At 68.7% G+C, this 21,692-nt stretch carries 19 protein-coding genes and 1 pseudogene; 16 read left to right on the top strand and 4 right to left on the bottom strand.

The genetic code is table 11. From position 1 onward, the window contains the following. Positions 1-192: 192 nt before the first annotated feature. The 3 genes from FRANEAN1_RS12940 to FRANEAN1_RS12925 form a co-directional block, all read right to left on the bottom strand. Positions 193-1,329 carry a hypothetical protein gene (locus FRANEAN1_RS12940; protein ID WP_041254098.1) on the bottom strand — a complete coding sequence of 379 codons (1,137 nt, stop codon included), beginning with the start codon at positions 1,327-1,329 and terminating at the stop codon, positions 193-195. A 1,380-nt stretch (positions 1,330-2,709) separates the two neighbouring features. Next, positions 2,710-3,069 carry a helix-turn-helix transcriptional regulator gene (locus FRANEAN1_RS12930; RefSeq protein WP_020460234.1) on the bottom strand — a complete coding sequence of 120 codons (360 nt, stop codon included), beginning with the start codon at positions 3,067-3,069 and terminating at the stop codon, positions 2,710-2,712. Continuing rightward, on the bottom strand, positions 3,066-4,178 hold the full coding sequence (locus tag FRANEAN1_RS12925; protein WP_041255814.1) for a tyrosine-type recombinase/integrase: 1,113 nt from the start codon (positions 4,176-4,178) through the stop codon (positions 3,066-3,068). Before FRANEAN1_RS12925 ends, FRANEAN1_RS12930 begins: the two co-directional genes overlap by 4 nt. A gap of 148 nt (positions 4,179-4,326) precedes the next feature. Between FRANEAN1_RS12925 and FRANEAN1_RS38600 the strand changes: the two genes are divergently transcribed. Continuing rightward, on the top strand, positions 4,327-4,887 hold the full coding sequence (locus tag FRANEAN1_RS38600; RefSeq protein WP_083788511.1) for a kinase: 561 nt from the start codon (positions 4,327-4,329) through the stop codon (positions 4,885-4,887). Positions 4,888-5,036: 149 nt separating this feature from the next. Then, positions 5,037-6,257 carry a hypothetical protein gene (locus tag FRANEAN1_RS12920; protein ID WP_020460231.1) on the top strand — a complete coding sequence of 407 codons (1,221 nt, stop codon included), beginning with the start codon at positions 5,037-5,039 and terminating at the stop codon, positions 6,255-6,257. 150 nt (positions 6,258-6,407) lie between these two features. On the opposite strand, the gene FRANEAN1_RS43280 is transcribed toward FRANEAN1_RS12920, so the two are convergent. Next, a complete protein-coding gene (locus FRANEAN1_RS43280; RefSeq protein WP_020460230.1) occupies positions 6,408-7,988 on the bottom strand; it encodes a helix-turn-helix transcriptional regulator in 1,581 nt (526 codons plus the stop codon). A gap of 397 nt (positions 7,989-8,385) precedes the next feature. Between FRANEAN1_RS43280 and FRANEAN1_RS12910 the strand changes: the two genes are divergently transcribed. From FRANEAN1_RS12910 to FRANEAN1_RS12845, 14 genes and pseudogenes are all read left to right on the top strand, one after another. After that, complete coding sequence (locus tag FRANEAN1_RS12910; RefSeq protein ID WP_020460229.1) at positions 8,386-8,808, top strand: SAM-dependent methyltransferase; 423 nt, start codon at positions 8,386-8,388, stop codon at positions 8,806-8,808. Next, positions 8,805-10,025 (top strand): hypothetical protein, encoded by a 1,221-nt coding sequence (locus FRANEAN1_RS12905; RefSeq protein ID WP_020460228.1) that lies wholly within the window; start codon positions 8,805-8,807, stop codon positions 10,023-10,025. Before FRANEAN1_RS12910 ends, FRANEAN1_RS12905 begins: the two co-directional genes overlap by 4 nt. A gap of 357 nt (positions 10,026-10,382) precedes the next feature. Beyond that, positions 10,383-11,066, top strand: coding sequence for an ATP-binding protein (locus tag FRANEAN1_RS12895; RefSeq protein WP_020460226.1), 684 nt, complete (start codon positions 10,383-10,385; stop codon positions 11,064-11,066). 15 nt (positions 11,067-11,081) lie between these two features. Then, a complete protein-coding gene (locus FRANEAN1_RS12890; protein WP_020460225.1) occupies positions 11,082-11,438 on the top strand; it encodes a hypothetical protein in 357 nt (118 codons plus the stop codon). Between the two features lie 178 nt (positions 11,439-11,616). After that, complete coding sequence (locus FRANEAN1_RS12885) at positions 11,617-12,033, top strand: hypothetical protein (protein ID WP_020460224.1); 417 nt, start codon at positions 11,617-11,619, stop codon at positions 12,031-12,033. Between the two features lie 161 nt (positions 12,034-12,194). Further along, positions 12,195-12,548, top strand: a complete 354-nt coding sequence (locus FRANEAN1_RS40920) for a hypothetical protein (RefSeq protein WP_020460223.1) — start codon at positions 12,195-12,197, stop codon at positions 12,546-12,548. Between the two features lie 481 nt (positions 12,549-13,029). Next, on the top strand, positions 13,030-13,905 hold the full coding sequence (locus FRANEAN1_RS12880) for a methyltransferase domain-containing protein (protein ID WP_020460221.1): 876 nt from the start codon (positions 13,030-13,032) through the stop codon (positions 13,903-13,905). A gap of 526 nt (positions 13,906-14,431) precedes the next feature. Next, complete coding sequence (gene fxlM / locus FRANEAN1_RS12875; RefSeq protein ID WP_020460219.1) at positions 14,432-15,733, top strand: methyltransferase, FxLD system; 1,302 nt, start codon at positions 14,432-14,434, stop codon at positions 15,731-15,733. Continuing rightward, a complete protein-coding gene (locus tag FRANEAN1_RS12870; RefSeq protein ID WP_020460218.1) occupies positions 15,726-17,285 on the top strand; it encodes a helix-turn-helix domain-containing protein in 1,560 nt (519 codons plus the stop codon). Before fxlM ends, FRANEAN1_RS12870 begins: the two co-directional genes overlap by 8 nt. Further along, positions 17,278-17,577 (top strand): 4a-hydroxytetrahydrobiopterin dehydratase, encoded by a 300-nt coding sequence (locus FRANEAN1_RS12865; RefSeq protein ID WP_020460217.1) that lies wholly within the window; start codon positions 17,278-17,280, stop codon positions 17,575-17,577. The genes FRANEAN1_RS12870 and FRANEAN1_RS12865 overlap by 8 nt, the downstream gene beginning before the upstream one ends. Before the next feature lie 70 nt (positions 17,578-17,647). Continuing rightward, a pseudogene (locus tag FRANEAN1_RS43275) lies at positions 17,648-17,965 on the top strand (ATP-binding protein); the annotation flags it as partial. 48 nt (positions 17,966-18,013) lie between these two features. Then, positions 18,014-19,300: a threonine--tRNA ligase gene (gene thrS, locus FRANEAN1_RS12855; protein WP_020460215.1), complete on the top strand. Its 1,287-nt coding sequence runs from the start codon at positions 18,014-18,016 to the stop codon at positions 19,298-19,300. A 645-nt stretch (positions 19,301-19,945) separates the two neighbouring features. Further along, positions 19,946-20,983, top strand: a complete 1,038-nt coding sequence (locus tag FRANEAN1_RS12850) for a radical SAM protein (protein WP_020460214.1) — start codon at positions 19,946-19,948, stop codon at positions 20,981-20,983. Continuing rightward, positions 20,976-21,677 carry a hypothetical protein gene (locus FRANEAN1_RS12845; RefSeq protein WP_020460213.1) on the top strand — a complete coding sequence of 234 codons (702 nt, stop codon included), beginning with the start codon at positions 20,976-20,978 and terminating at the stop codon, positions 21,675-21,677. The genes FRANEAN1_RS12850 and FRANEAN1_RS12845 overlap by 8 nt, the downstream gene beginning before the upstream one ends. Positions 21,678-21,692: the final 15 nt, after the last annotated feature.

The following is a 21,692-nucleotide window of genomic DNA, read 5'->3' as shown; positions in this document are numbered from 1 at the left end:
CAAACGCCTTCGCACCGCGGCGACTTGGCTACGCGCATGTCCGGTGGACCTGCTGGACAACGCCGACCCCCTCGACGATCTTCATCCCTGACCACGCGCGATTCCTACCTCGCCGCGAGCCCTCCTCGCGCCGAGCGCGATCCTCGCTCGTTTCGTCGAGGATAGGGGAGAAGATCCCGCGCGGGGAGGATGTCAGCGTCGGTGGCGAGCGAGGCTGGCGGCGTAGGCGGGTCGGGTGTTGCCGGCCTCCTGGGTCCAAGCGGTGGCGGCGGTGATGCGCAAGCCCAAGAGCTGGCAGAGCACGGGGGCAGGCAGCTGGCGGGCCAGGTCCATCAGCGCCGTGTTTCGGCCGACGCGTGCCGGGAGGCCCAGATGGAGGAGTCGGGCGACGAGCCGTCCTGCGCTGAGCGGACGTCCTGGTGATCCGCCGGCGAAGAGCCAGGGATGATCGGTGGTGCGACCGACGGCAGTGAAACCGTGCCGGCGTGTGAGCAGTTGGCGGATCAGGTCGTCGAGCGGCGGCGGAAGATCCAGCGGCGTCAGCCCGAGAGACAGCTGCGTTCCCTGCGAACCGATGCTGACGGCGTCGGTTCTCAGCGCGACGATCCGGCTGGCGGGTTGGCCATAGAGCAGAATGAGCAGGCCGGAGACGCGGTCGACGATATCGATCGAGTCGTCGTGCAGGAGGCGGCGGATGATCGTCCACCGTCGGTCGGTTTCGGGAAACACCCGCCGGGTGGTCGGATTGGTCCGGACGGGGACGTCCAGCCGGTGCGCGTGACCCCGGCGGCCGGCCCAGGCGACGAAGTTGTGGGCGTGGCGGTTGCTGCTCGGGCCGCTGGCCATCCAGGCATCGAGGTCGCTTTGGCGTGCCGTGGCCAGGGTGCGCCCTTCGGTGGGTAGCCACGCGAGAAGACGGACTACGGCCTGGATGTCGCCGCGCACGGCGGTGACCTGGCCGTAGGTCACGGGCTCGGCCGGCGAGCGTTGGCGCAGGCGGCGCAGGTAGTGCCAGGTGGCGAAGCGGCGCAGGACCTGGCGCTCTCCGGCGTCGGCGACGGAGGCGATCGCGAGGTCAAGCCAGCGTTCCAGAGCCGCGAGGTGTTCGTCGCGTGCGGGCAGCGCGCCGCGGGCTACGAGGATGGCGCGTAGCCGGGCGGCGGCCTTGACGGGTCGCAGCTGGTCGATGGTGTCGTGGCTGAGGGGGCCGACGGCGTCGGCGAGGTCGGTGAGCATCGCACGGGGCGTGCGGCTGTCCAGCCACTTCAGCACGGCCTTCGGGTCGTCGGCGGTCAGAACGTCGAAGACAGCCTGAGCGGTGCGGCTCATCGTGCCGTCGTGGCGGCTGAGGAGGCTACGTAGCACCTGCGGACAGGCGCAGCTGGTGCACAGGCCGAAATGGTGCAGCCGCGCGAGCGTGCCGCACTGAGTACAGGTGCGTGCCGCCGCTGGTGCCCGTTTCCAGCAGGTAGCGCACCGCGGTCCATCAGGAGGCCGGGCGACCACCTTCAGGTTCCGGTGGCAGGCCGCGCATGGTTCCCGGCGGGCGGCGCATGGTTGGCACAGTGGTCGGCCCGCTGCATCACGCGCGAACACGATGCGAACGGTGCCGCAGCCAACGCACGCACGGCAGTTGAGCCGCTTGGAGCACGCCTCGCAGCGCGCCTCGTCTGTGCCGGCGGCGATGGCAGGGTTTCCGGCGCTGGCAGATCGAGCAGACAGCGAGCGGGGCCCGCCAGCACGCTCGGCACCGTCGCTGGCTGTCCTCGGCGCGGACCAGGGCGGCGTGGCGTCCGCAGCTCGCGCAACGATCGTGATTGACCGGGTCGCGGGCGGCGCAGGACTTGCATACGGCGCTGCCGGCCGGGCTTCGGCTGGCCACGGGTTTGGCATGGCCACAGCAGGTGCACTGTTCGGCGCGTCCCGTCTGGTAACAGGTCTTGCAGCAACGCCAGGCGCCCCGCCGAAACCGCAGAGGCGCGGATCGGTGGCAGAACGGACAGGTAGGTGAGGCGACGTTGACCGCACCCCCAGCCAGCAGCGCCTCGGCCAACAACACCACCCGGTGTGACCCCGACGCGGGATTGTCCCGAAGCAGTCCTGGCTGTACGTCGAGCTCTCCGAGGACGTCGCGCTGCTGGCTGGACCTCGGCAGCGCATGGGTGACGATCTGACGTAGGGCGGCGGCGTCGAGGCCAAAGTCCAGGCCGGTGAGCTGATCGACCAGGTCGCTGAGGTAGTCGCCAGCGCTGCTCCGGCGGGCGCACGTCGAGCACAGCGGGCGGCGTCGGCTGTCCTTGCCTGCGACCTGCCGTTCCTGCCGGCAGCCGGCGCAGACCGCCCGCCGTGCCTTCAACCGGCGGGCGCAGCCGGCGCAGATCCTACGGCCTTCGTGCAGCGCCCGCAGCTCCGCCGCCCGTTCACACAGGCCGCATCGCGGCTGTGTGACCTGCTGGGCTCCGACCCCTTGCAGGGCCGCGATCAACGATCCGACCAGCCGCGGTCCTTCCGGACGCCCGGAGGTCAACAGCGTCGGATCGTCGTGCAGAGCGCGGGCTAGCCGACGCGCCTCCGGTCGGGTCGAGACGACCTCTGCGACGACTGTTGCCACGGCGGCCGGATCGAGCTCGGGCTCCACCGTGGCGATGGCGCTGGCAATGACCGTATGCGGGTCGGTCAGAAACCGGGGCGCGGCTGTCGGGTCGCTGGTCACGGCGTCCGCCGCGTCACGACCCGGGCGCGGCGTGGTCGCAGATCACCCACACCGGTCTCACCAGTGGCGTCCACCGGGCCGGAGCCGCTGGCCACGCGGCGGCTGCCGCGCCCCGCCCCCGACGCCGCGACAGGCTCGATCAGGTCGTCCATGGCGCAACCCAAGATGTCAAGCAACGCCATCAAGGTGCGCAGGCTCAGCCGCTCGGGTTTGTCCGTCACGAGCCGGTAGACCTGGCTCGGCGACAGGACGATGCCTCGCTGCGCCAACAGCGGGCCGAGATCGGTTGTGGAGAACATGCCGTGGCCCGCCATCACCTCCCGCAGCCGCCAGCGGTAGTCCAGCTTCGCCGTCACCGGAACTCCCCGCCCGCCGCGAACGCGGTCTCCAGCGCCGTTCGCATCATGGCGTTCATGAACCCTTCGCTGACGTGGGTGTAGATCCCCAGCGTGGACGCGTACCGGTGGCCCACCTGCTCCTGTACGAACTTTGGGTCCGCGCCGTCCTCGATCAAGTGCGTCACGTAGGAATGGCGCAGGCAGTGCGGTGTCAACTCTGTCGGCAGCGCCAGCGCGTCGCGGTAGGCCGCGAAACGTTCCTCGATTTCCCGAGGTTTCAGCCGGCCACCCCGCTCGGTCACCCACAACGCCGGATGCTCCCGTGAGCCCATCCGGGGCCGAACATTGTCAACGAAGTCTTCCACCGCCTCCACCGCCCACGGCATCACGCTCGCGACCGTCCGACGCCGCGGACCCGACCCATTTGCCCCTTTACCGTAGCGCACGTGCAACAGCCCAAATCGACCCAGCTCCGGTGCTTTCGGATTCCGGTAGAAATCCACGAGATCGATCCGCGACGCCTCATTGCAGCGCAGCCCCCATCCGTAGATTACTTTCAGGACAGTGGCGTCCCGGTAGGCAGGCAACGCCCCCTTCCGGCGTCGGCGCACGGCCTGATCGACCCGGTCATCGGCGTAGTCGAACAGCAGCTGCACCTCCTCGCGAGTCAACGGCCGCCTACCGGGCCGGCCCTCGTACTCCGCGAGATGCAGCACCGTGTTCCACTCGTGGCAGACCTGCACCGGATGCGTACCGAACCTCGTCTCGCACTCCTCGACCCAGCCGTAGAACGGCGACGTGACGAAGTCGCAGAAAAGCCGCAACGATCCCTGGTACTGCCGGACCGTGGACACCGCCAGACCGCGTTCCGCGGTGAGGTACGTCGACCACTCGTCCACCATTCCCGCAGTCCACCGCCACGGATACTCATTGGTAAACGCGACAAACCCCGTGATGACATGGGCGCGAGCGTGGATCGTGCGCGGGTCCAGCCGCCGGCCGCCGATCTGCTGCTTCTCCCAGCCGGACAGCATCGCCCGCAACACCGCCTCGTCCGCACGAAGCAGCCGAACCCCGGCAGCCAGCTCCAACCGAGCTGACCCCTCCAGCCCGTCGCGATCCCGCATGACGGCGCAGCCTGCCGCCATCTGACGCTCGAATCACGCATCAGACGCACGCGCCGCCGCAAAGAACCAGGTCGGACCACACGTCGAGCGCAGGCTCCACGAGTTAAGATCACCCGTGTCTCCCGTGCAGCACTGTGATCGATCATGCATCGGACGCAATTCCCCGGAGTCGACCACGCTGGTGGTAATCCGAGGCAACTCGGGAGCGGGGAAAAGCTCGGTCGCGCGGACGTTACGAGCGCGGGCCGGGCGCGGTGTCGCGCTGGTCGAGCAGGACTACCTACGTCAAGTGCTTCTGCGGGAACGAGACGAGCCCGGCGGGGTCGCTCCGGCGCTGATCGATCAGACCGTACGCTTCTGCCTTGATCACGGCGTCCACGTCGCGCTGGAAGGAATCCTCGCCGCGTCTCGTCACACCACCATGATCAGCGAACTGCTTCACGCGCATCGGGGACGGAGCTTCGTCTTCTACCTCGACGCGTCGTTGGAGGAGACGTTGCGCCGTCATGCCACACGGCCACAGGCAGCCGAGTTCAGCGGCGAGGACATGCGCGGCTGGTACCTATCCCGTGATCTTCTTGGGGTGGCTGGTGAACAGGTCGTCCCGGATCACTTCACGCTTGACCGGACTGTCGCGTTCATCGGAGCTGCCACTGGACTCGCGCCCTCGCCCCCCATCCAGCCGGAACCAGGCAGACCTACCCCATGAAGCTGGTCGTCCTGCGTGGCTGTTGTCGGGCCGGCCGTACGATCTGTCCCCTTCGGGCCCTGTGGGCTGTCGGGGAAATAGCTGTATGTCCAGGTTCGACGGCGACGTTGTGATATACCGCTGTCACTGGTAGCGACTTGAGGGGGCCTGTGGACGCTGACGTATCGGCAATCGTGGCGCAGCTCGGTGAGGTCACCGCTGCCGATTCGCAGGCGCTCGAACATATATGCGGAACGACAGCTGCCCGTCTCGTCGAGGCCGGTGTCGAGCCGCCGTTTGAGCTCACGACCACTGATCTCGCCGCCGATCCGTGGCTGATCTGCGCGGAGCGCTACTGGGGTCGCCGCCTGCGGACCCACCCTGGGGTTGAGACCGCCGCCCTGTGCGCCCGTTGGCTGGGCACGCGTACGGCCGGGCTGACGCCCCACCAGCGGGCCGCGATCAGCGAGTCGTGGGCGCTCAGCTTCGCCTTCGCGACCAGAGACACGGTCGAGTCCCACCATGACCTGACCGCCGCTGTCGACAGCATCGTCCGCCAGTTCGCCGGGTCATCCCCCGAGGTCTGCGCCTTCGCCGCGATGTACCACGCCAGCAAGTTGCGTACGAACTACTGGTTCGACGAGCTGCACCTGTTCCTGGAGTCGTCGCCACTGATCTCCGTGGCAGGTGAGCAGCCGCACGGTGCGTTGTTCACCGCTCTGCGCGCGTTCGCCGCGTACGGGAGCCGCCGCCGCACGGTCGAGTACGCGGCCAGCCTGTTCGGGGAGGCGTGGGCAGCCAGCCCGCGGTCGCAGCAGGTCATGGATGTGCTGCTGCACGCGCTATCGGCTGCGCCGCCGTTTCCCGGGCAAGGCGAACAGCTACGGGCGTGCGCCGAGGAAGCGGTCGCCGCGTATCCCGACGACCACACCTTCCGGTTTCGGCTCGCGACCGGGCAGCGACAGTGCGCCCGCTACGCCGAGGCGGTAGACAGTCTCGATGCGGCTCTGCGGCTCCTGTCCACAGCCAGGCTGTGGGACTCGCCTTTCCGGCAGCAGTACCTGCGGGACCGTGAGGTATCGCTCGATCTGATGCGGGATCGCGCCTGTGCAGCCGTGCGCCAGCAGGCCGCCGAGAGGAGCGACGAGGAGAGCCGGCAGCTCCGGGGTCGGGTCCAGGACCCAAACATGCTGATCCGCCTTGTCGGGCTCGTCGCCGTCCTGACCGTCACGTTCATGGTCTTCGCCGCGGGTATCGCCGAGACCGACCCGGCGGCGTCCTTGCGCACCCGGCTTGGGCAGGAAGCCGCTCTGGGTGTGAGCCTCCTGTTGCTGACCGTGATAGTCACCGCCGCCGCGCGGTTCGTCGGGCGGCACGAGAGACTGCGGTAGCCGTCGGGAGCCGATCCCGAGGATGTCCGGTGCCGGGGTCCGGACCAAGCCTCTGCTGGCTGCACCCGGTAGTGATCCTGCCGGTGGATGTTGCGTGGCTCGGCGGATCGCGCGACGTTTTCGCCGCGCCGTCGACCGCAGACGAGCCGGTCAGTTCGGTCGACGCAGGTTGCTTGGAAGATCCGCTTCGGATTGGTAGAGGTCCTCGAAGGCGCGGACTGCCGGGTCGGTGCGAAACGCGGCGAGGCCGGCTCGCAGGTGTTGGACCCGGTCGGAGGTGCGTGCTGATCCGGCGCGGGCGTCGAGCCGGACGACATGCGTGGCTTCTTCGACGGCCCGGCCGATGTCGCCTGTCTGCAGGTACGCCTCGGCGAGCCAGGAGCGGTAAAGGGCGGCTTCGCGGGCGTGGTCTTCGTCGCAGCGGGCGACCGCGTCGACCAGCAGCGGCTCGGCGTGCTGCGGGAGGCCGAGTTCGACGTAGCAGCGGCCGGCCATCACCTGGATCTCGTTGTCGTCGAGCCAGTACACCCAGGTCGGTTCGTCGTCGGGACGTCGCTGGTCGTAGTGACGCTCCACGGCGGCGAGTGCCTTCTCCGTGGCGGACCGGTCGCCGGCTTTCGCGTGTGCCCAGGCGATGCGTTCGTACAACAGTGCCAGGGTGGCCGGCGTCGCGGAGTTCTCCGCTCCGCGCAGGGCGGTGCGGGCCAGCAGGATGGCGGTGCGCGGGTCGTGCTGGTTGGCGAACTGGTAGCTCAACGTCGAGATCAGGTTCGCCGCGACCGGGCTGTTGCCGGCGGCGTGCGCGGCTTTCACCCCGTCGAGGTAGAAGCGCCGCGCGGCCTGGGTGTGGCCGGCGTCCATCGCGACCCAGCCGGCGAGCTGGCACAGTTCCGCGACAGCGGACCGCAGTCGACGTCCGAGATGCTCGTCGTAGGCGGCGTCGTCGAGCACGGCGGTCGTGGCGGCGACTTCCCGCGCGACCAGCTCATACAGGTCCCGGCCGCCAACGAAGTCGTCCAGGCGGCGCAGTTGTGCGACGCGGCCCTCGACCTTGCGGGTGAACGCCTCCCCGATCCGCCGTCCCGTGCGGGTCTCCACGGCCTGCGGTGGTTCGGTCACCAGCCATTCGTGCGCGCGGCGCAGTGCCGTGTCCGCGTCGATGTCCGCACCGGGGTCGATCTCGGTCGGGACGGCGCCGCATACACCGATCGGAACGGCAGGGACACGCGAGCGTCCGATGCGAGGCAGATCGATCTGCGGTCCCCGGCTGCTGATCGCGGTGGCGTCGGGTGCGGAACCGTCCTGCGTTGGCTGTGGGAGGCCCTTGCGGATCTGGGCTATGAGGAGTGTGTCGGCGGGGGTGAGGTGTTCGCGGTCGTCGAGGTCGATGAGGTTGTGGATGCTGGTGTCGTAGACCTCGGCGAGTTGGGCGAGGAGCTGGGGGGTGGGCCGGCGGCGGTTGTTCGGTAGCGGCCAGTTCTCCAGCTCCGACAGCCGGGGGGCAGTCATGGGGGCAGTGCCCTGGGGGTCGAGGCCGGTGCGGGCGGCGTGGGCGTTGATGTGGTTTGCGGCCTGCTGCTGGGTCCAGCCGTGCGCGACCCGGTGAGCGGCACGGAGACGGTAGTGGTAGCGGCGGGCGAACTCGATCGCGATCTCGTCGTGGGACATACCGACCGCGCGCATCCGCGCCCGCAGCTCCTCCTGCTCGACGCGGTGGCTGGGTGTGGCCATGACGGTAAGGCACCCCTTCCCTGACAGCGTGTGCTCTCGCGATTCCGCTGGCATGTCCACGGTAGTGAATCGATCACGTCTCGGTGTGTAGGGGCCGTTACTGTCGCGAAGCGATAGCGGCTCCCGCAGGCATTTTCCCAGGTCAAGTGGTGTCAGGAGGTGCGAACAGCTTCTTCGTCGTGAAGGGAATGACCATCTGACGCCGCCGGGACGATGGTGTAACGGTTCGGTTTTGCCTACCGTCAGTGAGGACCGTTCCCATGATAAGGATCGCCCGCGCCACGCGCCGTGACCATCCCCTCAGCCTCAAAGCTGGTTCGGCCGACCGGCCGGGCCAGCAGCGCCGGCCGAGACGAGGCTTCCTCGGGGCGGCACGCTGGTCGCGGGGGCGTTCCTGATGAGGGCCAAGGACATCGCCCCCGCAGGGCCCGAGGGTCTGAACGTGGCACGGGTCTACGACTTCTTCCTCGGCGGCGCGCACAACTTCCCGGCCGACCGGGAGGCCGCGGCGAAGGTCGAGCAGACCTGGCCGCAGATCCGCGACACCGCCCTGGTCAACCGTCTGTTCCTGGGTGAGGCGGTTCGCTACCTCGCCGCCGGGCAGGTCGGCGTCCGTCAGTTCCTCGACATCGGCTCGGACATCACGACCACGCCGTTTCGGCTCCGCAGCCGCGATGAGGTGCTGCGGTTCTTCGACGGCTGCGAGCTGGTCGAGCCCGGCCTGGTCCTGCTGCCGGGCTGGGACGAGGACCGGCAGCGCCGCCAGACCACCGTCGAGGGACGGCTACCGGTCTACGCCGGCGTCGGGCGCATCCGATGAGCCGGCCTTCCAGCTGCCCGGTCTGCTGGCCTCATGTCGACGTCGCATGGCTGGTCGAGCACGCCGAAAGGCGGATCACCGCTACGACGGCCGAGCTGTGGCCGCAGGCCAAGGTGACGTTCGGGGCGATGGTCACCGCGGGTGGCGCGTTGTGGCGCCAGGTCCGGGTCGGCGACGATGTACTGTGCGCGACGGTACGGCCGGTGGACGCAGCGCTGGCGCGGGTGGTCCGCGGCGAGCACGGCGACCTCACCACCATGCTGGCCGGATACGACGAAGGTCGAGCGAACCTGGCGGTACGGAAGGCGGATGGGCTCACGGCGCTGGCCGCGTACAGCAGGCTACGGGTGGCCGCCCCCATCGCGATGACCAGCGGGGTGATGTTCACCCCGTGGGTGGCGGGCACGAGCCTGGCCGGCCGGCTACAGGCCCAACCGGCAGTGCTCACCGAGCTACTGACAACGCTGATGCAGGACCTGGGCGAGTTGCACCGCGATCCGGCGAAGCAGCTGCGGCGGATCGCGGCACCGACCCGCGCCCAGGGCCTGCCTCGGGTGGTCACCGAGGCACTGGGCCATGCGACAGATCACCTCCATGCCGAAGAAGCGACAGCAGGTGAGGTCGGAGAGCTCCGAGCGCTCGCAGGGAGCCTGTCAATCCGGCTCGGCCGGCTGGCCGCCCAACTGGACCCTCCGGCATTCACCCGCACCGGAATCGCCTTCGGGAACCTCACCCCGAGCCACGTGCTGTATCCCGACGCATCGCCGCGAGCGGTCCTGGTGTCACCCACGCTCGGACCTGGTGGGGAACCCGCGGACACCGGAACCCTGCTCGGCCACCTTCACCTGCTGGCCGTCGGCTGCCCGCCGCGAGTACGGGCGGAACTCGTCGAAGGCGTCGAAGCGTGGCTCGCCGGCCGGCTGGCCGACTGCCGGGACCAGTGGAAGAGCTGGCTGTCCGCTGTGCTGACGATCTGGGCGGCCACCGTCTACGACACCGCCGTCACCGCCCTGACGCTGCCCGCAGCCGCCCTGCCGCTCACGCCGGCCACCGCCGGTCTACGGGCCCGTCCCCTGGCGGCGCTGACCCTTCTCGACGTACTGACCCGCGAGCTACGCCGCCGCGGCGCCGACGCAGCACTGAACGCCACCCTCGCCACCCTCGCCGACACCGCGATCGACGGCGCTGACCAGGCGGAGACGGTCGCACTCCGCTGATCTCGCCACGTCTCCTCCCTCCATCGCGCACTCCCAGCTGTCCCCGTCCCGGCAGGGAATCGCAGCCGACTGCTCCCACAACACAGTGATCACCAGTGAACGGCAGGCGGGCCACCACGTGCGTCCCTGCCGCGCGGACCTTGCGTTCGAGTGGCCAGGTGGCACCGCTGTCCACCTCCTCCACCTCCAGCGTGACGGCGTGTGCGCGAGCTGTGGATGCGGAGAACCGTGCCGCACCGTGGTGCTCGCCGTGCACAACCTCGCGCTCGTGTACGACACCGCCTCCGCCCCCTCCCACCTGCCCCGCCCGCCGCACGAAGGCGAGACCAGCCCCTACCCCCTCAGCCAGGAGAACGCATGACCACCGCCCTCGCCGCCACCCCACCCGCAACCCCGGAACCGCCTGGCCATCCGTTGCCGCACCGCATCTGGCACTACCCCGCCACCCCGCCGTGCGCCTCCGATGCCCGCCACCACGTGACGGCCCAACTCCAACGCTGGGGACTCGACAGTCTGACCGACACAGCCACCATCGTGACCTCCGAGCTGGTCACCAACGCGCTCGCCGCCAGTCACCGCGCCTACCAGGACGGGGACGACGACCTGACGTCCCAGATCGCGCTACGCCTGACCTACAGCCACCACGATGTGCTCGTCGAGGTATGGGACGGGGGCACCGGCCGCCCGACCCGCCGGGCCGCCGGGCCCGACGCCGAGGACGGCCGCGGCCTGCACCTGGTCTCAGCCCTGGCCCGGGACACCGGCCACTACCAGGCCCGTGTTCGCACCGCCGCCGGCTACAGACCGAAAGGCAAGGTCGTCTGGGCGGCCTTGCCCCACAACACCCCACCCATGCGCCTTGCTCCGGACGCCCTCGTAGGGGATCTCCCGCGACGTGACCCGTCCTCCGGCCCCACCGAGACCACACAGACCCCGGACGTCTTCGACCTAGCGCTGCTGCAACGAGTACACGACGGCCTACGCAACCTGGACGACTGGACGCACCACGCCCACGCCGACTGCCGCACCCCACCGACCTAGAGCAGGAGGCAAGCTATGACCGCCCCCGTCGACGGTTCCTGCCCACCGTGGTGCGCACAGCCCGCCGGCCATCTGTCCGTCGATCCCACCGGCCCCGGCGATTACCACATCGCCGAGTTCACGGTCATCGACCTGCCGCAGCTCCCTGGCGTGCGGGATACCACCTCGATCCAGGTGGTGATCGAGCAGTACGTCACCGCCACGACCGTCCACCAGCCCATGATCGCCCTCGGTCTCGGCCCTGATGGCGAGGACAACGAAGCACTCACCCCCGACGAGGTCGATGCCCTCACCGCCGTTCTCACCCGCGCGGTCGCCCAGGTCCGCACCGCGCAGACGCACCCGACCCGGACCAACCATGGCTCCGCCTAGCACGCCTCCCAGCGCGCCCCGACCCGGCACTGCCGTAGGGCCGCCGGCGCCCCACGCCGACTACAACAGATCACGCGCCCACCCGGCGGCGGCGCTCCGGTCGACCGAACCACAGGACACCGGGCCCGGCGTCGTCTCCGACTCCGCCAGGTCGGCACACGGCGCGCGATCGGTACCGATGGCGGTCACCGCGCATCTGCTCCTGATCGACCAGACGGGAAGGATCTTGTTGCAGCAGGCGGCGAACGGCCAGTGGGGCCTGCCCGCGACCGCGCTGCGTTTCGAGGTCTCGCCTCAACGACATGTCGTCACCTTCGCCGGGAGGGACCTGGGCATCGAGGTCGCCGAACGTGACCTTCTGCTGGCTCACGTCAGCGCGCACAGAACCACCGAGCACGCTGCGGTGCGCTTGGTCTTCAGCGTCGGCCTGTGGAAAGGCGAGCCTGCCCACAGCGCCCGCCGTCAATGGGCCTCCCCGGGCAGCCCTCCTGAGCGGCTGGCCCCCTGGGACGCCCAAGTACTGCCGACGCTTCTCACGGTCACGCCCTACACAGAAATCGGCTGGGCCAATCCAGACTGGCCCGCCCTGCCCTGACATCTTTTGATCATTCTTGCTTGTCGAACTCCGGCCACGCCGGCCCGCGGGTCTACGCCAGGAGGACGCACCGCCCTCGCGGTCCTTCCTGATGAAGCGCCGCACGACCTGGTAGAGCCGTGCCTGCCGCCATTCCGTCCCCGACACCGAAGCCGACACCGATGCCCCCCACGGTTCCGCCCGCGCTCCGCCCGATCGTCCTGCTCGCGCGGATGCGCGCTCTTCTCCCACCCACCGAGCTGACGGACCTACTCGCCACGCTCACCCCACCCATCGACCCAGCAGACGCAGCGTGGACCGATCTGTGCGCAGCCCTGGACACCTACGACCATGCAGCCGACCAGGGACTGAACCTCGACGAGGCCCGTTACCAGGTCGACATCGCCGCCATGATCCTCGACGCGCAGCACGACAGCAGGCGTCCAGCAGTTACTCAGCGAATGGAGCCCCGGCATGTCCACCGAACCGCACCACCACGATCACCCGGCCCAGGCCGACGAGGAGCAGGAACCTGATGTAGAACCGCGACGCGACGAGCACATGAAGGTGCTGCCGTTCGGTGGCCGTCTACCCCCTGGGTGTTCTTGCTCGCCACCGTGCTCGCTCTGGCGTTTCTCGTCGCCCTGCTGGTCACGCCGTTCAACCGGATCTAGACCAACAGCATTCTCGGCGTCCCGGGCACCGGCAGCCGAGCTGTTCTCCTCGCGCCGGCCCCAGGTGTGCGATCGGGCGCACCAGCTGTTCCGGTCGCCCCAGGATCGCCGCCTCGTCAACAGTCCGGGCACCGTCTGGCTGCGATGCAATGCAGGGCCGACGGTGTGTGCGCCCTTCGGAGACGAACGCTCGGCTTCGCATCACGGTCTCAGACCAGTGATCGCAGTGAGAACAAAACGTTCCCTTTGCCGGGAATGGCCATGACCACCCATCCGGGTGATCATTCCGTTTGTTCTGCCTGCCCGCGAAAGGTAGGTACCGCTCTCGACCCCAGGAGCGATCTTGACTTGGCAGCGCCTGTCCGAAGCAATGGACACGAGCCGCAACGCTGTCCGCGCCGGCGGACAGAGCGAGCCGGACCTGCTGGTCGTGCGCTGCTACGACCAGCCGGACCCCCATCCCCGTCGAACCTCCGCGGTCGAAACTGCCGTCCTCGCCGGCGCTCACGTGCGACCCGGACAAGACCTTGTCACCCTCAGCCCTGCGCGGACGCTGGTCTCCGGCGCGCTGTCGGCGGCCTGCCCCGGTGGCAGCGTCACGGTCCTGGCTCCGACCCCCGCAGCGCTGGCCCAGACCCGCCCAACCCCGGAGAACCGCTATCGATGGGTGTCCGTATGGGACAACATCGACCTACCCCTCCCCGATGCCAGTGCCGACGCCGTGATCGGCCGCACCGTCCTGGCACCCCTCGGCCATCCCCGCCTCATGCTGATCGACATCGTCCGTGTCCTGCGCCCGGGAGGACGGCTGTCGCTGTGCGAACCCCTGCTCGGCCAGCGCAGCCCGATCGACCTCGACGGGCTGAACCGGCACGAACTCACCCAGGCCGCGAAGGTTTTGGCAGGCGTCCAACCCGCCGCCCATGCCTTCAGCGTGCCCTACGCCGTCGGCAACGCCCGCCTCGCCGGCCTCACCCACATCGAGCACATCACCGACACCGTCACCACCCGACTTACGGGTGTGGCCGCCGCCGAGGCGGCACTGCACGCCCCGGGCCCGGCCGGCGAATCCGCCTACCAGGCGATCAACCGCAGCCTGGGCGCCGCCTTCGCCCGCCGCTACGCCGATGCGTGGCGCGCAACCGCGCGACGCCACCCCATCGTCCTGACCACCCCGATCGTTTACCTCACTGCGGTTAAGCCAGACACCAGGACATGACCGCTGGACACCGCTCCGCCACGCATGGCACGTCGGTCGTTGTGCACCGCTCCCTCACTCACCTGGCACCCGTTCGCGAGCTCACCGATGACCGATTTCCCGCCGCCCACCTTCGACACCATCCGGTCGCTGTCAGGACAGAGGGCGCGCTGGATCGGCACCGCCCGCATCGCTGGTGAGCCCGGATGGGTCACGAACACCACCGAGTGCAGCCTCGACCGAGGCGCGAGACCAGACAGCGGGGCCAGCGTTCCCGGCGTGCAACGCCATCCAAAGGACATTCAAGATCGGATACGCCCGATCCTGCCGAACAAACTGACATGTTCACGTCGAACAAACGCGACCAGCCGCAACAGTTCTCGCAGGTCAGCTGCCTTGTCGAAGCCGAAGAAAACGTTCGCGGCGGGGGGAATGACTCGCCTCGTGACGCCAGGCATCGTAGATCCGCCCGCACCAGAGAGATCATCGGCACCGTAGAGTCGACAAGTCGTCACACAAGGTCGTCATCCGAGCGAGGAGAAGCCTGGTGTCCACCTCCACGAGCGAGACCACCCATGAACAGGTAGCCCCCCAGCCAGATGACGCCGCTCGCCTGCGCGAGGAGCTCATCCGGGAACTGCATGAGCTGGAGGCGATCGCGACGCCGGAGGTGGAGCGGGCGGTACGGACGGTGCCACGGCATCTGTTCATCCCCGAGATGTCGTTGGAGGAGGCATACGCCGCCGAGTGCCACTACGTGACGAAGACGGACAAACTGGGGATCAGCATCAGTTCGGTGTCCGCCGCACGGATCCAGGCCATGATGTTGGAGCAGGCCCAGGTCCGCCCCGGGATGCGCGTCCTGGAGATCGGCGCGGGCGGCCTCAATGCCGCGATGCTCGCCGAGCTGGTGGGCGAGACCGGCCAGGTCACCTCGATCGACATCGATCAGGACGTCATCGACCGGGCAGCCCGGCTCCTGCCAGCGGCGGGCTACGACAGCATCAACCTGCTGCGCGCCGACGGGGAGTTCGGCGCACCGGAGCACGCTCCCTTCGATAGGATCATCGTCACCGTCTGCGCGTGGGACCTGCCCCCGGCCTGGAGTGACCAGCTCGCTGAGGGCGGCCGGCTCGTCGTCCCGCTGCGGATGCGCGGCCTGACCCGCTCGGTGGCGTTCGAGCGGGAGAACAACCGTCTGGCTGCTCGCGGCTACGAGCTGTGCGGCTTCGTGCCCATGCAGGGCGCCGGAGAACAGCGTGAACGCCTGGTCCCGCTCCACGGCGACGATGTGCGCCTGCGCCTGGACGACGACCAGCACGCCGACGGCGACGCCCTGGCCGCCGCGCTGGCAATGCCGCGGAGAGAGGCGTGGTCGGGGATCACGGTCGGGAAAGGCGTCAGGTTCGACGGCCTGTACCTGTGGATGGCCATGAAGCTGCCCGACTTCGGGTTGCTCGCCGCGACGAAAGCCGCCGTGGATCACGGACTGGTCGCTCACTCCTGGGGGCTGGGCGTTCCGACTCTTCTCGACGGGGACAGCTTCGCCTACCTGACCTACCGCCCCACCAGCGAGACGCGCGAGCAGTTCGAGTTCGGCGCCTACGGGCACGGACCCCACGCCGAGATGACTGTCGAAAGGCTGGCCAGCCTCATCAGGTCCTGGGACGGCACCAGCCTGAACGCTCGCATCAGCGCCCACCCCGCAGGCGCTCCTGACGAGTTGCTGCCCCCCGACGCCCTCGTGCTCGCCCGACGCCACAGCCGTATCGCGATCACCTGGCCGTCTCCGCCGCCGACTGACGACCCGGGCAGCGCACAGGTCCGGGAGGGGGCGAAGCATGAGTAGGTCCAGTCTGCGGGCGGAGCAGGACGAGTTGCGGGCGCGGATGCGTGCGGTCGGTATGTCCCACGACGAGATCGCGATCGAGTTCGCCCGCCGCTACCACTACCGTCCCCGCGCCGCCCACCGCGTCGCGCACGGCTGGACCCAGCAACAGGCCGCAAACCACATCAACGCCCACGCCGCCCGCACCGGCCTCGACCCCCGCGGCACCGCCCCCATGACTGCCCCCCGGCTGTCGGAGCTGGAGAACTGGCCGCTACCGAACAACCGCCGCCGGCCCACCCCCCAGCTCCTCGCCCAACTCGCCGAGGTCTACGACACCAGCATCCACAACCTCATCGACCTCGACGACCGCGAACACCTCACCCCCGCCGACACACTCCTGATCAACACCACACGCCGAGACGCTCGATCGACGCCGCCGGCAGGGTCCCCAGTGGCACTGTCACCACCCGCGGTCCCCCGCTCCAGACCTCCAGCCGGTCCGGGCTTCGAGTCGGAATACGGCGGCGCGCCCAAGAGACTGCGTCTCGATGCGTCTGCTGGGAACATCGAAGGGGTGGACGCTCTCGGCCGCCGCGGGTTCACCCTCCTCGCCGGATCCGCACTCATGGCGGGCCTGGCGGGTAACGGCCGTGCCCGCCGCGTCGACCCGGCGCTCGTCTCCTATTTCGACGGCCAGCTGAAAGGCCACTACCACGCGGACATGCTGCTCGGCTCCGGCGCGCTGATCGGCACAGTCGCCTCCCAATTCGAGGTCATCGCGCAGCTGGTGGACACAGCGGACGGGTCGACCCGCCAGCGCATGGCGAAGGTCGGCTCGTCGTTCGCAGCGTTCGCGGCCTGGCTGTGGCTGGACGCCGGCGATCCGGTCGCCGCGATGCGCTGTCACGACGCCGCCTTGGAGCTGGCGCACCGCTGCGGGGAACGCGACGCCGTCGCCTGCGCGCTGGTCGACCGGGCGATGGCCTTCACCGACCTGGAAAACGCAGCGGCCGTGATCGACCTGTGCCAGGCCGCGCTGGTCGATGCCCAGCACCTCTCGCCCGAGGTTCAGGTGTTCGCCTTGCAGCAGCAGGCGCACGGTGCCTCGCTGCGCGGTGACCATCGCCAGGTCGATCTCCTGCTCGATCAGGCCGGCCGACTCGTGGACCAGGTCGACGTCGAGGAGTGGGGCACGGCCTGTCGCCGTACCAACGGCTACGTCGAGGTGCAGCGTGCCACCTGCTACGGACGGCTCGGACTGGCTGACGATGCCGACCGTCTCTGGCAGCAGATCATCCCCGCCGCACATCCCTCAGCCCGCCGCGACGTCGGGGTCTGGTCGGCACGCCATGCCGTCGCCGCCGCACAGCAACATGAGCCGGAACGGGCGGTGGAACTCGCGCGCCACGCGACCGCGCTCGCGATGGAGACCGGCTCCGCGCGGGCCCGGCGAGAACTGGCCGCGGTCGCGGCGGCCATGGCCCCGTGGCGCACTCACCCCGTCGGCCAGGATCTGGCGGAGGTGCTCGCGCCCGTTACCACCGACGAGACCGGGATGGATCATGGCTGAGGCACTGACACGGGAACAGATCGAGAAACACCTCAAGACCCTGGACGGATGGACGACCGACGGCCGACGCATCGAACGGCTGTACTCGATACCCCATGTCCAGGGCGCGGCGTTCGTCATGCACATCGCCGTCATCCAGAACGAGTTCGGCCACCACTCCGATGCCACACTCGGCTACAAGACCGTGCACGTGTCGATCAGCTCCAGCGACATCGGCGGCTATGTCGCCGAGCACGACATCGAGCTCGCCAAGCGTATCCAGGCGATCGCATCAGCGCATGGAACGGGGTAAAGACCAGGACATGCGGAAAGTTCAAGGCCGCGACGACGGATATGGTGGGATCGGCGGACTCGGCTACGTCGAACTTCTCTTCCAGGTCCTCACTGAACGTGAAGAGAAAGTCTCAGTCGCGATCGCCTCGAACGAAAGCTTCGGCGGATGGACCAAGACGTTCACCGACCCGCGTCTCTGCGCAGCCATCGTCGACCGACTCATCTTCGGCGGGAACATCATCGAAACCGGCACCGACTCCTACCGCCTCCGCAGACCCACGCCCGCGCCACAGGGCCCGGCTGATCAACACCCCGAGACTGACACGGAGGGCTACGCCTCTGCTACCGTAGTTGGCATGAAGCGCGCTGCCAGGATGACGACGCCGGAGAGTGTCCCGGCGCGCTGACAGATCTTGAAGTCCGAAGCCCCGGGGTGAGTGCCCCGGGGCTTCGTCTTGCGGTCACTCGCCCGATCCCGCGAGGAGACCACCATGCACGACCATCGCAAACTCGGCCGCGAGCTGGATCTGTTCGACACCGACCCCCTGATCGGCGCGGGACTGCCTTACTGGCTGCCCGACGGCGCGGCCGTGCGGCACACCCTGGAGGAGTACATCCGCACCGCCGAGCGGCGGGCGGGCTACCAGCACGTGTACTCACCGGTCCTCGGAAAGCGGGAGCTGTACGAGATCTCGGGACACTGGTCGCACTACAGCGACGACATGTTCCCCCCGATGGACCTTGGCGGTGAACAGATCGTCTTGCGCCCGAGCCTGTGCCCGCACCACGCACTGATCTACCGGTCCCGGTCCCACAGCTACCGCGACCTGCCCCTGCGCATCGCCGAGCTGGGCGGTATGTACCGCTCTGAACTCTCCGGCGTACTCGGCGGACTGACCCGAGTCCGCGCAATTCACCTCAACGACGCGCACATCTTCTGCACCCTGGACCAGGTCGCAGACGAAGCACGAAACGCCCTCGACATGATCCGCCACGCCTATGAAGCGCTCGGCATCACTCCACGTCGCTACCGGCTCTCACTTCCAGGGCCCGGCGGCAAATACGTCGCCGCTCCCGAACTGTGGCAGCGCTCCACCGCCCTGCTGACCGACGTCCTCGACCAAGCCGGCCTGCCCTACGAGGCAGCCGAAGGCGAGGCCGCGTTCTACGGCCCCAAGATCGATGTTCAGATCATCGACGGCGCAGGCCGAGAGTCCACCCTGTCCACCATCCAGGTCGACTTCCACCAGCCCGAGCAGTTCGACCTGCACTACATCGGCCCAGACAGTGCGCGACACCGCCCCGTCATGGTCCACCGCAGCATCATCGGCAGCGTAGAACGAGCCGTCGCCCACCTCATCGAACAGCACGGGGGCGCCTTCCCCGCCTGGCTCGCCCCCACCCAGATCGTGGTCCTCCCGATCACCGACTCCGAACTGCCGAACGCCGCAGCACTGGCCCGGCAGTGCACCGACCTCGGCCTACGAGCACAGATCATCGGGCCAGAACGCGGCAGCCTGGGCGCTCGCGTCCGACAGAGCAAACTCGTGCCCTACCAGGCTGTCATCGGCGCCCAGGAATCCACCGACGGACACATCGCCCTACGCCTCCGTGACGGCCATCGCCTAGACCCGCAACCCACCGGCGACATCCTCAGCCGCATCAGCGCTCTCATCGAGGCCCACAGCACCAACCTGTGGGACGGCGCAGCATTCTCACAGGTACTACGTGAGCACATATAGCAACGCCCACCCCGCGGTGCTCGAACTCGCAGACACGACATCGCTGGGTGGTCGGCTGTACTCCGCTGGGCTGGGCTGGTTATGTCGGTGACAACGGGCTCTGGCGCACATTCGGTGGTGACGTGCGGTGATCGTGTGGCGCAACATCGCCCGCGTCAGCTTCGTCCTGTTTTGCGGCTTTCCAAGGCTGCACGGCGGCGACTGCCCGACCTCACGAACGACTGCGAGGTAGCCGACTTCGACCGCTTTGGTCTTCGCCAGCGGTACTAACGCACCGTCACCACCGAATGTGCGCCACGATGAGATGCCCACGGCGCCGAACGCCGCTGAAGAACACCGCCCGGCACGCGCGGGACGCCCGTGCTGGGTGAACACGTTGTTGATCACGAGTGGTGTGCGACGGCTACCAACAAGTACCCGAACGATTCGACGCCATCGAGCCGAACATGAGGGCTCATCGGCGCGCTTTCGGGCAGGTCAGCGACTATGTACCGGCCCGAAACGGATGTTCGTTCCGTAGGGAATGACCATCGTGTGGATCGCTTGGGACGCTGAGGGCATTCAGCGTCGGTGCGGCAGCCGCCGTCATGAAGGCGGCGGCCAGCTGGCTCGGTCGCCGTACGCGCCTACGTCGAGAAGGACCCGATGATCACGTATTCCCCGCCTGTGCATGTCCTCGATCCCGCGGCCCGGTCCGTCGAAGACGAGGACCCTTCCCATGCTGACGAATCTGTGGTTTTCACCGACGGCCATCACTTCCACCTTGCGTCGTCAGATCTGCAGACGGTCGCCGCAGGAGCGGCCGGCCCGCTGTCGGTGATCCTTCAGGTGACGAAGCGGTGCAACTTCGACTGCTCATTCTGTTCCGAGACGTTGCAGGAACCGGACCCCACGCTGGCTGCGCTGGAGCGGGTGCGGGACAACCTGGTGGGGGTGCCCCGGGTGTTCCTGTCCGGCGGCGAGCCGCTGCTGCGCCGGGACATCGTCGACGTCGTCGACATGTTCGCTGGCACGGTCATCGGCCTGCCGACCAACGCCACACGCGGCCTCCAGCACGCACGTCACCTGGCAGGCAAGGTCACGTTCGTCACCGTCGGGCTGGAAGGGCCGCGGTCGACGACGAACCGAGTCCGCGGCGACTACGACAAGGTCATGGAAGGGGTGCGGGCGTTCCAGGACGCGGGTCTGCCGCTGTCGTTGTCGGCGGTCGTCTACCGCTCGACGCTGACGGCGCTGCCGTTCACCCTCCAGATCGCCGACGTGCTCGATGCCGGGAAACTCAAGCTGATCCTCCCGTTGAAGAAGGGCAACGCGCTCGATCTCGCTGCCCAGGAGTTCCTCACCGCGAAGGAGGCCACGGAGGCGTTCGAACGGCTGGCCGAGCTACGGACGGTGCACGACTGGCGGCCGGCGTTGCGGCTGACGGCCTGGACCTCGGACACCGAAGGCCACATGATCGTGATCAGTCCGCGCGGGCTGGCGAGCGCCTGGCCGGTCTACGACGCCCCCGACCTTCTGGAACCGTTGGGTAACCTCCTCGACGAGTCGATCACGGAGATCTGGGCGCGGTACCGGTTCAAGCGCAACCACTACGCCAAGTACCTCGGGCACTCGATACACGCGGCCAGCCGCGCTGAGCGACCGCCGTCAGAGTGCCATTCGCTGCGGATCGCGCATGCGTGAGGCGACCAACCTGAACTGGACCGACACCCCGTTCGGCGGCGCACGGCGGCCGTTCGCCAACTGGACCTCCCTGCTGGCCGCCTTCACCATCGACGCGACAGACGGGTCACCGACCGCCGCAGCCGTGTACCTTCCGCTGCCACGGGCGCGGTCGCTGACGGTGACCGACACGACGGTACGGTTCGGCTTCTATGCGGTCGCCGCCGAGGAGCCAACGGAGACTGCTGCCGTCGCGGCCTCGGTCGACGCGCTGCTTGTCCAAGCCCGACGTCAGGCAGTGATCCTCGCCGGCCACCGGCTCGCCGACGAACTCGCGGCCCTGACCGCCACGGGCGCCGGGCAACCCTCACGAGGAATCACCGCCGTGCGCGCCGCATGGCACAGCCAGCCCGCAGAACGCGGCCTGGCCCGCCTGTATGACACAGGCAGCGAACCGGCACCGGCCACGCTGGCCGACGTGTGCGCCGCCCACCACCTCCACGGCCTCTCCCTCGACGTTCCCCCGGCTGCGGCTACCACGTCGCGGGCAGCACCGCAGATCCTTCGACAGCGCGTCATACGCGCGCTGGCCATCGCGCTGATCGCTGCGGTGAACGCGGGCAACTACCAGTGGGACGCGCTCCACCTCGACGCCGTCGTCGAGGCCGCCGCATGGGACCAACTCACCGACCTTTCCGCCACGCCCGTCCGATGACCTCCGCAGGCGCGT

Source organism: Parafrankia sp. EAN1pec (assembly GCF_000018005.1).
GTDB classification, from domain to species: Bacteria; Actinomycetota; Actinomycetes; order Frankiales; family Frankiaceae; genus Parafrankia; species Parafrankia soli.
Note: the sequence above shows the minus strand (reverse complement) of the source record. Positions and strands in the feature narration are given on the sequence as shown.

What these genes read in the sequence shown, in the direction of transcription:
- FRANEAN1_RS12890 (WP_020460225.1), top strand. Translation starts at nt 11,082, where the DNA reads ATGACCGCCCCCGTCGACGGTTCCTGCCCACCGTGGTGCGCACAGCCC.
- FRANEAN1_RS43280 (WP_020460230.1), bottom strand. Translation starts at nt 7,988, where the DNA reads ATGGCCACACCCAGCCACCGCGTCGAGCAGGAGGAGCTGCGGGCGCGG.
- FRANEAN1_RS12905 (WP_020460228.1), top strand. Translation starts at nt 8,805, where the DNA reads ATGAGCCGGCCTTCCAGCTGCCCGGTCTGCTGGCCTCATGTCGACGTC.
- FRANEAN1_RS12850 (WP_020460214.1), top strand. Translation starts at nt 19,946, where the DNA reads ATGATCACGTATTCCCCGCCTGTGCATGTCCTCGATCCCGCGGCCCGG.
- FRANEAN1_RS12940 (WP_041254098.1), bottom strand. Translation starts at nt 1,329, where the DNA reads ATGAGCCGCACCGCTCAGGCTGTCTTCGACGTTCTGACCGCCGACGAC.
- FRANEAN1_RS40920 (WP_020460223.1), top strand. Translation starts at nt 12,195, where the DNA reads ATGCCCCCCACGGTTCCGCCCGCGCTCCGCCCGATCGTCCTGCTCGCG.
- FRANEAN1_RS12895 (WP_020460226.1), top strand. Translation starts at nt 10,383, where the DNA reads ATGACCACCGCCCTCGCCGCCACCCCACCCGCAACCCCGGAACCGCCT.
- FRANEAN1_RS12885 (WP_020460224.1), top strand. Translation starts at nt 11,617, where the DNA reads ATGGCGGTCACCGCGCATCTGCTCCTGATCGACCAGACGGGAAGGATC.
- FRANEAN1_RS12925 (WP_041255814.1), bottom strand. Translation starts at nt 4,178, where the DNA reads ATGCGGGATCGCGACGGGCTGGAGGGGTCAGCTCGGTTGGAGCTGGCT.
- FRANEAN1_RS12870 (WP_020460218.1), top strand. Translation starts at nt 15,726, where the DNA reads ATGAGTAGGTCCAGTCTGCGGGCGGAGCAGGACGAGTTGCGGGCGCGG.
- FRANEAN1_RS12865 (WP_020460217.1), top strand. Translation starts at nt 17,278, where the DNA reads ATGGCTGAGGCACTGACACGGGAACAGATCGAGAAACACCTCAAGACC.
- FRANEAN1_RS12910 (WP_020460229.1), top strand. Translation starts at nt 8,386, where the DNA reads ATGAGGGCCAAGGACATCGCCCCCGCAGGGCCCGAGGGTCTGAACGTG.
- FRANEAN1_RS12845 (WP_020460213.1), top strand. Translation starts at nt 20,976, where the DNA reads ATGCGTGAGGCGACCAACCTGAACTGGACCGACACCCCGTTCGGCGGC.